Origin of the sequence: Microbispora sp. NPDC088329 (assembly GCF_040685655.1) — a bacterium.
Lineage (GTDB): Bacteria > Actinomycetota > Actinomycetes > Streptosporangiales > Streptosporangiaceae > Microbispora.
The window spans coordinates 76,097-89,286 of record NZ_JBFBIP010000020.1 but is presented as its reverse complement, the minus strand read 5'-3'; the positions used below and the strand labels follow the sequence as shown (position 1 = coordinate 89,286).

Here is a 13,190-nt window from a genome sequence, read left to right as displayed (position 1 = left end):
TGGCCGATTCGTTGTGCTCCTTGTCGGGCTCTCGCCCGTCTTGCTTACATGGGCTAACTTTTTGCCCTTGAGGTAGAAGGGGTGGGTGGTGAACCTTGAACCTGTACACGGTCTTTGCCGATTGGGCCAGGCGGCACGGTATCGAAGCGGCGGTGGCCAGCTTCGAGTCGTTGCCGGACGTCGAAAAGTTCCGGCGACAGTTCGAAGCTGACAAGGCGAAGGTGCAGGCTGGAGGTCCGCCGATCATCACCGCTGGCTCGGACGACTGGTACAGCGGACCGGGGGAGTCTGACCGATATTGGCTGGCGTTGGAGGACCGCTTCGACGTCGAAGGGTGGCCCCGTGACCGGATCTTGTCTGTGGACCACTCGTCAAGCACCGTCGTCGCCCACACTCCTCGGCCGGACCGTTCCAAATGGGACGCGAAGGGCCTCGTGGTTGGTTACGTGCAGAGCGGTAAGACCACGAACTTCACGGCCGTCATCGCGAAGTTAGCGGACGTGCAGTACCGCCTGGTCATCGTGCTGTCTGGTATCCACAACGGGCTTAGGCGACAGACACAGGTGCGCCTTGACCAGTATCTGAAGGACCTCAACCCCGATCGTTGGGTGACGCTGACGGAGGCGTCCCGAGACTTCGTGAAGCCGTCGCACGACGTGTCGGCCGCACTCAGTCCAGAGAAGACGGTGCTGGCAGTCGTCAAGAAGAACGCCGCTGTGCTGGGCAAGCTCATCAACTGGCTCGACACGCCCAACGGCCGGAAGGCGCTCGCGTCGGCGCCGGTACTGATCGTCGACGATGAGGCGGATCAGGCTTCAGTCGCTACAGGACGAATCAACCCTCTCATCCGGAAGTTGTTGAGCCTGATGCCGCGGTGTACCTATGTCGGCTACACGGCAACGCCTTTTGCCAACGTCTTCGTGGATCCAACGCAGGATGATCTCTATCCGAAGTCGTTCATCCTCAATCTGCCGCGTCCCGACGGCTACTTCGGCCCCGAAAAGATTTTCGGTCGTGATGCGGTCGAGTGGGAGCCGTCCGACGAGCAAGGCCCGCCGGACGGTTATGACATGGTCCGTCTCGTCGCAGAGGCCGATGTGCCTCTACTGCGTCCTGGTAGCAAGGAGCCTGCGGACGGGTTCTCCCCCACAATGATCGACGAACTAGTCACGGCCGTGCGCTGGTTCTGGCTTGCCACGGCTGCTCGCCGGGCGCGCGGTGACAGCGGCCATAGCACGATGCTCATCCACACATCCGTCAAGATCGCAGTTCACGAGAGCTATCGGGCACCCTTAGAGAAGCTACGGCAGCAGGCTAGGGCTGGCCTCGCCTCCGGCCGCCCCGAAGTCCTCGACGAGTGGCGAAACCTATGGGAGAAGGAGTCCTCGCGGGTTCCCGCCCAGGACTTCGGCCGTGAGCAGAACTCCTTTGAGGAGATACTGCCTCACCTCGACGAAGTCATCGACGCGACGCGTATCGTCCTCGACAACTATCGCAGTCAGGACCGACTCGACTACTCCGACCCCTCCGTGGTCGCCATCGCCGTGGGCGGAAACACTCTCTCTCGAGGGTTGACCCTGGAAGGGCTCGTCGTCAGCTTCTTCGTGCGGGCAGCGACGGCGTACGACACCTTGCTGCAGATGGGTCGCTGGTTCGGGTATAGGACAGGGTTTGAGGATCTCCCGAGAATCTGGATGACGCCTAGTCTCGCCGCAGCATTTCGGCACCTTGCGACTGTCGAACACGAGATGCGGGACGACATCGACCGTTATCAGCGGGAGAACCTGACCCCGACGCAGGTGGCGGTGAGAATCCGCACGCACCCGGCGCTCCGGATCACAGCCAAAATGGGCGCCGCCCAGCCGGCCTTCATCTCCTACGCAGGACGCCGGCTGCAAACCCGATACTTCAGGCACAGGGATGAGGACTGGCTGGACAATAACCGCCAGGCCGCGGAGGCCCTGGTTCAGGAGGCGATCCGGCACGGTCAGATTGAAGAATTGGGCGGGGCGCGGCTGATTCGGAACGTTCCTGTGTCGCTGGTGAAGACCTTCCTGTCGCGTTATCTGGTGCATGAGGACTCACCGGACCTGGACCCGGCACTTATGATCAAGTACATCGACCAGCAGCTCACGAGCGACCCGCCGAGTCTCACAACCTGGTCCGTCGCCGTGGTTGTCGGAGAGGGCGGAGATGCGACACTCGGCGGCCTAGATATCAGGTATTCGATTCGGTCTCGTCTGAACGACGGCCAAACCGGGCGAGCCGATATCAAGACGTTGATGAGCAAGCAGGACCGTGCGCTCGATCTCGGTCTGACCGCCGCTGAGGCGAGAGCGAAGAGCGAGAGTGACCTCGTCGCGCTGCGAAACGAGGATCCTGTCTATCGTGACCGGGGTCTGGTCGTTCTGTATTTGATCGATCCGACAAGCGAACCTGTGAACCCAAAGCAGAGCGCGGATGCGGCACCCCCGCCGCGTCTTGCGCTGGAAGCGGTGCGGGCGGCGGTCGGCTTAGGAATCACTTTCCCTGGAGACGTTCAAACGAAAAGCATTCAGGCCTCCCACGTTGCGGTGGATCTCACCGATGTCGAGAGTGAAAACGTCGATGAGGCTCTCGGCGTAGACACGGAGGAGGTGGCGTGACGGACATTGAACCGACCATGCTTGAGCGTGCATGGGCGGTTCTGACGCCACCGCGCGGGAAGCATCTTGCCTCCTTTCCGTTAGAAGTAATGTGCGGGGAGGAGCCATGTCGTGTGGCACTGGATGCCACGGGTACTCGTCATCTTCTTGTTCCGGTCGGCGACGAAACCGTGTCCGTAGACCCCAGACCCGCTGTCCTCGGGATGGTGGTTCGTAAGCTCGCCTTTGGAGGTCCTGCTGTCGCTTACGTCGATGTGTCGTGCGCCGAGTCGGAGCTCTTCCCAGAGTTCGATGAGGTCGTGACCGACGTGTTAGAGGCGGCATCGGGGGCACAGAGACCGGCTTCGGCAGCGATTCAAGCCGTCACCCGATGGCGGCGGCTTTTCCGAAGCAGTCTGCTTCGCGGGTTGTCTCGCCAGGCCAAGCTGGGCCTCTTCGCCGAGCTCACTGTGCTCTTGTCTCTGATTCAGGCTGATCCGGGTTTCCCTGTGACAGCGTGGCGAGGGCCACTCAACGAGCCGCACGACTTCGAGGCAAGCGCCCGGTGCCTTGAGGTGAAGGGCCTTGGTGTCGTTAATGACAGCATCGTCGTGCACGGCTTGGAGCAGTTGAATACCCACGACGGGCGTCCGTTGGATGTGATTCTTCTGCGGGTGGTGGAAGACGCCGACGGGCAGACTCTGAGTGACCTCGTCGACCAACTCCGCGGCATGGTGGCATCTCGGGTGGACTTTCGTACGAGACTGGCGGCGGCAGGCTGGTCGTACCAACCGGATCGACCTGACCTCGACACATTTGCGGTTGAAGAGGTGCGCAGGCTCGTCGTTGGCTCGGATACGCCTCGTGTTGTCCCATCGTCCCTCATCGCGGGTGCGCTGCCAGATGGCGTCGGAAATCTGAGCTATCAGGTTGACCTTGCCGCGCTGCTCCCGATCAGCGACGGGGCATCGTTGGCCGAAATCGCTGAGGAGGCCGTTCGTTGAGCGGACGCTGGTGGTCACAGCCCTTCGCGCCGGAAGGCTCAGCTGCGGCGGAAGGCATCGTCAAGCAGTTGGGCCGGCCAGCGCTTGACCCGCTGACCATCCTGGTTCGAGAGGCGGCCCAAAATAGTTGGGACGCACACCTGCCTGACGGGATAGTCGACTTCCACGTGGATGTTCGTACGCTCGGCGACAATTCCCACACGTGGCGTGAAGTGCTGCTGCCCGGTCCGCCGCCCGATTCCAGGGTTGACCTCGAAAAGGCTCTGTGTCCAGAGGCGGTCGTGGTGGTGGTTTCCGACAGAAACACTAGGGGCCTAGGTGGTCCGCTCCGCGCCGGTCAGCGAGCACGCCACGAGGAGATACCTGATTTCGTGCAGTTCCTCCGTAACGTCGGAGAGCCGAGCGATCACCAGTTCGGTGGGGGGACGTACGGATTCGGGAAGGGCATCTTCTACCAGCTCAGCCGAGTGGGAGCGATCCTTGTAGATACCCATACGTTTGAGGCGGGTCCTAACAGCCGTCGATTCATGGGTGCCGCACTCGGGCACAGTTGGTCCCTTGGAGATCGACTCTTCACGGGTCGCCACTGGTGGGGTCTTGTGGCTGAAGACGACGTGCCCGACCCCGTCCTCGCCGCTGAGGCGGACGCAATCTCGGGGACCTTAAAGTTGCCGGGGTTTGCAGACGGCCGCACTGGTACGGACATTGTGATCCTTGCCGCTAACCTCGGATCTACCGGGCCTACGTCTGACCCGCATGAGCGCACCCCTCAGGAGGCTGCAACCTTTCTCGCATCCTCAATTTTGTGGAACCTCTGGCCGAAGATGGTCCCTGACGAGCTTGGGTGTCAAATGCGCTTCAGCGTTGGCGTCGATGGATCGGGCGTTCTCATTCTCGAACCTGAGAAGTTCGAGGAGCTAGCGCCCTTTGTTGAGGCCCTGCGCGAGGTCCGGGCAGGTGGAGGCGCGCCTTTCTCGCGTACTGTCCCACCTAAGAACGCTGGCTCCTTTGGTCTGGCGCTGGGAGCCGCCGTGGAAAGTACCCGCCTCCTGGTCAAGGCGGCGAAGCCGTTCGAAGGCCCACCCCATCACGTCGCCCGTATGCGCGTTGCCGAACTCGTAGTGGATTACCTAGCTGGTCCACCGCACCCTGACTCGCGCATAGCTTACGGCGGCGTGTTCAAGTCGTCGGAGGACGCCGACCGCTTATTCGCGTCCGCCGAGCCGCCGACCCACGACGACTGGGTCTCCAAGGGACTGAGCGGAGCTGCGCGAGGGGTTGTCGTAGGGGCACGCACCTTTCTGCAGAAGCAGTTGGATGAGAAGCTCGGTCTCGCGCCCCACGCGGGGGGCTCGGGTGGCCAGGGACTGGGGCAGTTGTCGGCGCTGCTCGCCAGTGTCGTTCCCTCGCGGTTCAGCAGCAGTGAGTACAGGGACAGCACACCTGCCCCCGCTGGCGGCAGTGCCGGCGGAGGAGGGATCGGCATCAACGGCGGTAGCGACTTGAGTGGTCGTGTGCCATCACGTCGAGGAGGGAAGCCCCGGATCGTCGGAACGCCGGTATTGCAGGTTCATCAGGGACAGCCATACCTGGTGGCCGCAATCAAGGTCCCTGCAGCAGACGTCGAAAGAGTCCTGTACGCGGACGTCGATGTCGTTGTCGAGGGAGGCGGCCGCGAAGGTGAGCCCCCGCTCGGTGCCGCTGCGCCGGAGATTTTGCAATGGCAGTCGGCTGCCGGAGATGTCGTGCAAGGGAGGACCCTCCGCATGTCCGCCGGGGAGGAATCGGAGTGGTACGTCTACGCCACCCACGTGCCGGACGCCGTTGTGCGCTTCCGGGTGAGCCAGGGCAGGTCTGATGCCGGCTGACGTTCGGCCCTACCTGGTGCCACGTCCGGGCACTGTGGTGTGGGACCCATGGATGCTGCTGGACGCAGAGGAGTGGAAGCCGTTGCCGGATGCGATCGAAGGCTGGGATCCCGGTACGGACCTCCGAGCAGCACGACGAGTGCATATCGACAGCGGACGCTTCGGCCAGGAGACGGGGCTCGACCTCGCGGACGTAGCAGTCACTGTCTCTTGGACTAGCTCGACGACCTCCATGACCGAGGCGGCACCTCCGGTGAAATTTAATCCGAATGGCACGGCCATCGTAGACACGATCCTCGTCGGTGAACGTCTGTCCGGAATTCTAAGTCTTAGGAGCACAGTCAGCCTCGTTCGCGCCTCACAGGGGCGGAGGGCTGGCGTGGCGAAAGTCCCCGGGTCCGTCCTCGCGGAGGATATCCAGCAGATCGTGCTGGAGAACGTGTCCTCCATGTTCCCGGTGCATGAGATCGACTTCTCCCACACGCGGCTTTCGCCCGCCGCCAGTTGGCATCTGGAGACGAGTACGGATCTGACCGCGCCCTTCTACGGAACGTTCCGCGTGCTCATCAATAAGCGCGACCGCGAGTTGAGCGCAGCAGTCGCCCGTGGGGCCAAGGACAGACGGCAGCAGGCTTTGCTCGACGAACTGCAAGCAGGCGTCGCAGCGTTGCTGCTGGAGCTCGCCTTGCACCTGCGTACCGAGCTCTTCGATCGGGAGGAATGGCCGCCAGACAGTGTGGGCGACGTCCTGGCGAGAACCCTCGCCGCGTCGCCGTTACCGCTCGTCGCACCGCCTTCGCCAGCAGACCTCTCGGATTTCCGGACCCAGGTCACTGGTGCGGTCAGGAGTCTCGGCAGGGGACGGATCTTCGAGTGAGCGAGCTGTGGCCTCATCTCCCCGCAGTCGTTGGGGCATACGTTTATGCCGAGATTGCGTCAGGGCAGCCCCTGATCCCGCGGGCGAACCACCCGGACCAGACGTGGGCTCCCGTAGGGGGGCGCGTGTCGGAAAAACGAGTACAGGAGTTGATCGACGCGGTCTCATCGCTGGCCGGCGAGTACGGTTTCCCGAAGCAGGCCGGCCCCGATGCGCGAGTCGCCTTCGACAGAGACGCGGCCAAAATGATCCGTAGCAAGATGGATCTGTCCTGGGCGGAAGCCGGTAACAGGGACCTCTGGTCCTTCCTGTCCCTCGTAGCACTCCCGCACTTGACCATGTGGCGCTTCGGCAAAGACAACAAGGAGCGGTGGATCGCAACCGATCTTACTCGACACACATGGGCGAGGCTGTGGTGGCAGGCGGTGGTGTTCGCGGGCCATGAGCACATTCTGGATGCGCTGAGCGAGAGCGATCTGAACCAACTCTTGGAACGTCGCAGCATCGGAGGCGATTCCCGTCTCGTCCGTGAGGCCGCTCGTTCTATTACCGAACTCGCTGCAGATGCTCCCCGGAGGGCAGTGATTCGGGACGTCACACTCCGGCTCCGTCGTTTCCTGGCGTTCCTAGATGTGCGAGCGCTCTCTGATCAGCAGATTCGAGACCTGTGTTCTGCCCTCACGAACGAGACGGTCACGCATCTGAGGGCCGAGCGCACCGGGATCATTTGAAGCGCAGACGCGGGTTTCGAGTCGTGTGCTCAGCTTTTGAGGTGAGCGAGAGCAGCGCCGCCAGCCGGATCTAACAGGTTCTGGTTTGTGCACCGAGGGACTCGGCACGGCCACCGCCTTCGCAGGTCGCCGCGGTAGCGGCTCCACTGCGTGGGCCCGCTACGCAACCAATGTCGCTGTTTGGAGGGCGGATCTTCCGACTCCTGGCCGCCTGCGGCGTCACGAAGTCGGCCAGGCGCTCGATGCTGCCGCAGGGTCAATCGGCCTCGAACGGAAGCGTCCTCAGTTCTGGCGCGGCGTAGCCGCGGTCGCGGTAGCGCTCGGTGGCCCCCAACCTTCCCGTGGATGTCCTTCGCCAGGATCAAGGTGACTTGAGCGATCGCTTAAATCGGCTTACTCTCGGTTTTGAGCGATCGCTCAAGACGTGGGAGAGGCGTATGGCGCGGTTCGTGTACGTGGAGTGCTTGGTCCGGGCCGATATGGAGGCCCTCTGGGAGCGGACGCAGCGGCCTGAGCTGCATCAGCGGTGGGATCTGCGGTTCACCGCAATCGACTACCTGCCGCGTGCGGACGGCGAGCCGCAGCGGTTCCGATATGCCTTCCGGCTCCTGCCCGGGCTGGTTGTGACCGGCGACGGCGTCACGACCGGGGACCGCCACGACACCGGCAGCAGGACGTCGGCGCTGCGGTTCTCCTCCGATCACCCGCTCTCGCTGATCCGCTCCGGCTCCGGCTACTGGAGGTACGTCCAGGCCCCCGACGGCGTCCGCTTCATCACCCGGTACGGCTATCGCCCCGGCTGGGGCAGGGCCGTCGACCTCGTGTTCCGCCCGCTCATCGGCTGGGCGACGGCCTGGTCCTTCGACCGGCTCCGCCTCTGGCTGGAGACAGGCCAGACGCCCGAGCGCTCCCTATGGCAGGCCCTCGCCGAGCTCTGCCTGCGCACCCTCACGACCGCCATCGCCGTCACCACCACCCCGGCCGCCGTCGCCTGCCTGGTAGGAGCGGCGGCGATCCTCCTGCCGCCGCTTCCGTCGACCCCGGCGGCCCGGCGCTGCCTGCGCCGCGCGCCACACCAAGGCAAGGCCGCCGCACTCGCTCACCTGGAGACACCATGACCTCGATGTTCGAACGCGCCCTCGGCGCCGACTTCGCCCGCCTGCACCCTCAACTGCAACGCCGCTTCGGCGTCAGCGTCAGCGGCGGGCAGGCCTGCGTGGGCACGGGCGTGATGGAGCAGATCTGGCACGCCGGGTTCACCCGGCCGTTCCTGGCCCTCGGCGGCACCCGCAACATCCTGGTCCCCGAGCAGGGCCGGCAGGTGCCCTTCACCATCGAGAACTACCCGTACGTCGACTCCTATGGGCGGGAGACCGTCACGTTCGTGCGCACCTTCGATCTGCCCGGCCGTCCCAGGCGGTTCGACGCCACGATGGTGTACGACCCCGCCAGAGGCATCGTCGACTACCTGGGCTCGCACCAGCATCTGGCCGTTGACCTGAGCTTCCAGGTGGACGAGTGCGGCGGTCTCGTCATCCGCTCCGAAGGGTTCCGCTTCCACGAGGGCCGGCTCTCGTGCAGGCTCCCGAAGGCCGTCACGGGAACGGCCGTCGTCAGGGAGTCGTACGACGACGACGCGGAGGAGTTCCGCGTCGGCGTGACGGTCTCGCACCCCAGGCTGGGCCCCATGTTCGGCTACTGGGGCGCCTTCCGGGCCCGCTACGTCGACGTCACCGAGCAGGGCGTGCCCGCCGTCGTCAGGCCGCGCCGCGAAGAGGCACGCCTGTGAGATCACCAGACGCCGTTCTGAGCCCGCCCGACGGCAATCAGCTGACCGAACTGGAGACGCCATGACGTCGATCTTCAAGCGTGCCCTCGGCGGCGACTTCTCCCGGATGCACCCGCGACTACAGCGTCGCTATGACGTGAGCGTCACCGACGGCCGGGCCTGCGTCGGCACGGGGGTGATGACGCACGTCTGGCACGCGGGCTTCACCCGGCCGTTCCTCCTGCTCGGCGCGCAGCGCAACATCCTGGTTCCCGAACAGGGCCGGCAGGTGCCGTTCACCATCGAGAACTATCCGTACGTCGACTCCTACGGGCGGGAGGCCCTGACCTTCGTCCGCTCCTTCGACCTGTCCGGCCGCCGAAGACGGTTCGACGCCACGATGGTGTACGACCCCATTCGAAACGGCATCCTCGAGTACGTCGGCTCGCACCAGCACGTGTCCGTCGACCTGGATCTCCAGGTGGACGAGCGTGGCGGGCTGACCTTCCGCACCGGCGGCTTCCGGCTGCACGAGAGGTGGCTCTCCTGCCGGCTGCCGAAAGCCGTCACCGGAAACGCCCTGGTCCGGGAGTCGTACGACGACGAGGCGGGGGAGTTCCGCATCGAGGTGACGGTCTCCCAGCGCACGCTGGGCCCGTTCTTCGGCTACCGAGGCGCCTTCCAGGTCGAGTACGTCGACATCGCCGAGCACGGCGTGCCCGCTACGGTGATGCCGCGGCGCGAAGAGGTACGCCGCTGAGAGGGGAGACGATGGGCGACACCCGGACGAGGCTGCTCGAAGGCGCGCTGGAGACGCTGCGCGCCCAGGGCATCGCGAAGGCCTCGGCGCGGGCGATCGCCTCCGCCGCCGGGGTCAACCAGGCGCTCGTCTTCTATCACTTCGGCAGCGTCGACGAGCTCCTCGCGGCGGCCATGCGGCACGGCTCCGAGCAGCGGGTCGCCGTCTACCGGGACCGGTTCGCGTCCGTGACCTCTTTGAAGGAGCTGCTCGACCTCGGCCGTTCCCTGCACACCGAGGAGCGCGCCGAGGGGAACCTGACGGTGCTCGCCCAGATGCTCGCCGGGAGCCAGACGGACGAACGGCTCGCGCCCGCGACCGCCGGGGGGCTCGCCCTGTGGGTCGCCGAGGTCGAGGAGGTTCTCAATCGTGTGCTGACCGGCACCCCCCTCGCGGAGTTCGTGGACGTCGCCGGGCTGGCCCGCGCCACCGCGGCCGCCTTCGTCGGCCTCGAACTGTACGAGGGCGTCGACCGCGACGGTGCGGAGCGCGCGTTCGACAGCCTGGAGCAGCTCGCCGGTCTGGTCACGCTGCTGGAGGACATGGGCCCGCTCGTACGGCGCACCGTCCGCAGCCGCCTCCGCAAGGCCAACTCCGGCTGATCGCGCCCGCATCGCGCGTGCTCATAAACGCGGTCTCGGACCGATCACCGCACTGCCGGCTACGGCTGCAGCCAGAATTGCAATTTGAGCAGAGCGAAGCCGACGATTTCCGGCGTGAACTCTTCGTGGCCGAGGGACTTGCGGTGGACTCTGACCTGCCAGACGCTGTCCGGCCGGCCGAGGTCGAACTCTGCGCCGTAGGAGGAATCGCCGGAATGAACACTCACGGCGTACACCTTGCCGGAGGTGAACCGGACGCTTCCGGACCAGGAGCTGTCCCAGGAGTCCAGGGGAGGAGGTGGCCCATCCCAGAGCTCATATTTGATGAGGAATCTTTCGGCGTCCTCGTTGATCGCGATGCCGTTGTCGCCTGTGGCGACCCATCCGGCATTGTCGACTTCGTACAGCTCCCACTCCGCATCGACGTCCGCGATGCCGGTCAGATATCTCAACATCTCGCGCCAATCGAGCAGTTCGCTGATCATTTCTGCCACTGAACCTCTCCTCATGGTGGAACCGGGACCTGGCCATGTCGGGCCGACCGCCGAGGGACTCAGCGCAGCGGGGGGACGGCGTTGCGGGCGCGGTCGAGGGCGAGCACCGACCACCAGGTGCCGCCGATCGGATCGACCTGGTGATAGACGGGGTCCTCGGGGCCCTTGCCGCCGCGCGTGCACTGGCCGTTGGACTGCTCGGGGGAGCGCAGCCACAGGAACGCGTCGGCGAGCTCGCTGCCGGTGTCGGTGGTCGGGCGGGGGCCGACGCCCCGGCCCGGGGGGTTGCACCATGGCTGGGGGTCGGCGTACTTGCCCTCCGGCGGTTGCCACCCGCCCTTGCCGTTCCTGCTGGTGTCGATGACGAAGTGGGTCAGGGGCGTCCCGGCCGGCACCGCGTCGATCTCGGCGCCGGTGCAGGTGCTCGTGCCGTCGTTCGTCTTCACGTAGAGGCAGCGCGACAGGCTTTCCCCATAGCCGAGGAGCTCGTCGGTCTGCTGGAAGTCCGCCATGTTCAGGTAGAAGCCGTCGGCTCGCCTCACCCCGGCCTTCAGGAGCCGGTCGGCGATCTCGACGAGGCTGGGCCAGCCCTTGATGCCGCCGTCGAGATACACGGCCGTGTGCGGGAGCCTGCCCAGGCGGCTCACCGCGTAGCCGAGCTCGCGGTAGCGCTCGGCCGCGCCCGCTTTGCTCCCCTGCGAACAGCTGTTCCCGCCCGGGAGCCTGGTCAGGCTGTTCGGCTCCAGCACGACCACCGCCCGCGCCGGGCCGATCCCCTTCGCCACACGATCGATCCAGGCGCGGTATGACCGCTCGTCCGGCTCACCCCACTGCGAACAGTCCTTCATCGGCACGTGATCGGCCACGAACACGGGAACGGCATGACGGGCGGAGGCCTGCCGTACGGTCGACACGACCATGTGCTCGGCGTCGGTGGCCGGCATGTTCAGGTTCACGGGATGCGGCACCGCGGCCAGGGCGCGCATCAGCGCGGCGTCGGCCTTCCTGCCCTGCGTGTTCAACACGCTCGCCTGGCGCTGGGCGTCGGGTTCCTGCCGGTACGCGAACCGCACGCCGGGCTCGCGAAGCGGGTTGCCGCCGCTGCCCGCCGGGGCCTTCGACGCGGCCGGGGCGGTGGGCGCAGGCCCCCCGGCGTCCACCGCGGCCGGGCGCGTCGAGGCGGCGGAGGAGGCAGTGGAGGAGGCGGCGGAGGCGGGGGCCTGGGTGTCGCCGTCGGAGAGCCAGACGGCGACTACCGTCGCGATCACCGCCAGCCCGGCCGCCCCGGCCGCGGCCCCGGCCACGAGGCCGCGGCGCCGTCTCCTGCCCCCGGGCACCGTCGTGACCGAAGACCCGAACGGCACCGAGGACTGCGACACCAGCGGGGACTGCGACATCACCGAGGGCCCCGGCGCCATTGAGAACTCCGGCGCCATTGAGAACTCCGGCGACATTGAGAACTCCGGCGCCATTGAGAACTCCGGCGACATTGAGAACCCCGGCGACACCGACGACGGGGGCGCCCCGTCCGCCGCCGGAGGGGACATCGCGGGAGAGCCGGTGAGCGCGTCGAGGATGTCCTGCACGGTCGGGCGTCCGGCCGGATTCTTGGTCAGGGCGCGTCCCACCAGCGCGCCCAGCGGCCCGTCGAGACCGGCCAGGTCGGGCTCCCCGTTGATGATCCGGTTGAGCACGACAGGCAGCGGCCCGTTGCCGAACGGAGCGCGGCCCGTTCCCGCGTACGCGACCGTGCCCGCCCAGGCGAAGACGTCCGAGGCGGGCGTGAGCGGGCCGCCCGAGAACTGCTCGGGCGACATGAACGACGGGGTGCCGACGACCGCGCTGCTCATCTGCGTGGCGGTGTCGGACAGGTGGGCCACGCCGAAGTCGATGACCTTGGGCCCGATGGGGGAGAGCAGGACGTTGCCGGGCTTCAGGTCGCGGTGGATGATGCCGGCCGCGTGGACGGCCCGCAGGGCGGTCGCGACGCTGACCGCGAGCCCGTCCAGGCTGGAGCCGCGCAGCGGCCCGTCCCGTTCGACGGCCTCCCGGAGAGTCGGGCCGGGCACATATTCGGTGACCAGATAGACGGTCTCGCCGTCCACCTCCGCGTCCAGCACGGCGGCGGTGCAGAAACGGGCGACCCGCTTGGCCGCCTCCACCTCCCGCCGGAACCGGCGGCGAAACTCGGGGTCGGCGGCGATGGCGTGATGGAGCAGCTTGACCGCCACGCGCGTGCCGTCCGGCGCCTCGCCCAGATAGACGGTGCCCATGCCGCCCTGGCCCAGCATGCGCAGCAGCCGGTAAGGCCCGACCTGGGCCGGGTCACCCGTCCGCAGGCCAGACTCGTGCTGCCCGGGTAAGCCCCCCGCCCCGCCGCCGTTCGTGCCGGATTCCGCCATCGCTCGCCCCCGCTGGCATGC

At 66.2% G+C, this 13,190-nt stretch carries 11 protein-coding genes; 9 read left to right on the top strand and 2 right to left on the bottom strand.

Annotation, left to right across the window (positions count from 1 at the left end; all coding sequences use genetic code 11):
* Window positions 1–95 precede the first annotated feature (95 nt).
* The 9 genes from AB0O28_RS30340 to AB0O28_RS30300 all read left to right on the top strand — a co-directional run bounded on the left by AB0O28_RS30340 (window position 96) and on the right by AB0O28_RS30300 (window position 10,273).
* Entirely contained in the window at window positions 96–2,645 is a 2,550-nt protein-coding gene (locus tag AB0O28_RS30340; protein ID WP_363645972.1) for a Z1 domain-containing protein, read from the top strand.
* Window positions 2,642–3,628 carry a PD-(D/E)XK motif protein gene (locus AB0O28_RS30335; RefSeq protein ID WP_363645971.1) on the top strand — a complete coding sequence of 329 codons (987 nt, stop codon included), beginning with the start codon at window positions 2,642–2,644 and terminating at the stop codon, window positions 3,626–3,628. The genes AB0O28_RS30340 and AB0O28_RS30335 overlap by 4 nt, the downstream gene beginning before the upstream one ends.
* Window positions 3,625–5,496, top strand: coding sequence for a hypothetical protein (locus AB0O28_RS30330; protein WP_363645970.1), 1,872 nt, complete (start codon window positions 3,625–3,627; stop codon window positions 5,494–5,496). The genes AB0O28_RS30335 and AB0O28_RS30330 overlap by 4 nt, the downstream gene beginning before the upstream one ends.
* Before the next feature lie 52 nt (window positions 5,497–5,548).
* Complete coding sequence (locus tag AB0O28_RS30325; protein ID WP_363645969.1) at window positions 5,549–6,373, top strand: hypothetical protein; 825 nt, start codon at window positions 5,549–5,551, stop codon at window positions 6,371–6,373.
* A gap of 125 nt (window positions 6,374–6,498) precedes the next feature.
* Window positions 6,499–7,104, top strand: coding sequence for a hypothetical protein (locus tag AB0O28_RS30320; protein ID WP_363645968.1), 606 nt, complete (start codon window positions 6,499–6,501; stop codon window positions 7,102–7,104).
* A 437-nt stretch (window positions 7,105–7,541) separates the two neighbouring features.
* Window positions 7,542–8,222 (top strand): hypothetical protein, encoded by a 681-nt coding sequence (locus AB0O28_RS30315; protein WP_363645967.1) that lies wholly within the window; start codon window positions 7,542–7,544, stop codon window positions 8,220–8,222.
* Window positions 8,219–8,893 carry a DUF4166 domain-containing protein gene (locus AB0O28_RS30310; RefSeq protein WP_363645966.1) on the top strand — a complete coding sequence of 225 codons (675 nt, stop codon included), beginning with the start codon at window positions 8,219–8,221 and terminating at the stop codon, window positions 8,891–8,893. Before AB0O28_RS30315 ends, AB0O28_RS30310 begins: the two co-directional genes overlap by 4 nt.
* A 61-nt stretch (window positions 8,894–8,954) precedes the next feature.
* Complete coding sequence (locus tag AB0O28_RS30305) at window positions 8,955–9,632, top strand: DUF4166 domain-containing protein (protein WP_363645965.1); 678 nt, start codon at window positions 8,955–8,957, stop codon at window positions 9,630–9,632.
* Window positions 9,633–9,643: 11 nt separating this feature from the next.
* Window positions 9,644–10,273 (top strand): TetR/AcrR family transcriptional regulator, encoded by a 630-nt coding sequence (locus AB0O28_RS30300; protein ID WP_363645964.1) that lies wholly within the window; start codon window positions 9,644–9,646, stop codon window positions 10,271–10,273.
* A 59-nt stretch (window positions 10,274–10,332) separates the two neighbouring features.
* Here the strand turns inward: AB0O28_RS30300 and AB0O28_RS30295 are convergent, their stop codons facing one another.
* Both AB0O28_RS30295 and AB0O28_RS30290 read right to left on the bottom strand, forming a co-directional pair.
* Entirely contained in the window at window positions 10,333–10,767 is a 435-nt protein-coding gene (locus AB0O28_RS30295) for a hypothetical protein (protein ID WP_363645963.1), read from the bottom strand.
* Window positions 10,768–10,826: 59 nt separating this feature from the next.
* Window positions 10,827–13,169, bottom strand: a complete 2,343-nt coding sequence (locus AB0O28_RS30290) for a glycoside hydrolase family 6 protein (RefSeq protein ID WP_363645962.1) — start codon at window positions 13,167–13,169, stop codon at window positions 10,827–10,829.
* Window positions 13,170–13,190 lie beyond the last annotated feature (21 nt).

Excerpts from the sequence above, each read along its gene's own strand:
- AB0O28_RS30325 (WP_363645969.1), top strand. The coding sequence starts at position 5,549 with ATGCTGCTGGACGCAGAGGAGTGGAAGCCGTTGCCGGATGCGATCGAA.
- AB0O28_RS30315 (WP_363645967.1), top strand. The coding sequence starts at position 7,542 with ATGGCGCGGTTCGTGTACGTGGAGTGCTTGGTCCGGGCCGATATGGAG.
- AB0O28_RS30310 (WP_363645966.1), top strand. The coding sequence starts at position 8,219 with ATGACCTCGATGTTCGAACGCGCCCTCGGCGCCGACTTCGCCCGCCTG.
- AB0O28_RS30305 (WP_363645965.1), top strand. The coding sequence starts at position 8,955 with ATGACGTCGATCTTCAAGCGTGCCCTCGGCGGCGACTTCTCCCGGATG.
- AB0O28_RS30300 (WP_363645964.1), top strand. The coding sequence starts at position 9,644 with ATGGGCGACACCCGGACGAGGCTGCTCGAAGGCGCGCTGGAGACGCTG.
- AB0O28_RS30290 (WP_363645962.1), bottom strand. The coding sequence starts at position 13,169 with ATGGCGGAATCCGGCACGAACGGCGGCGGGGCGGGGGGCTTACCCGGG.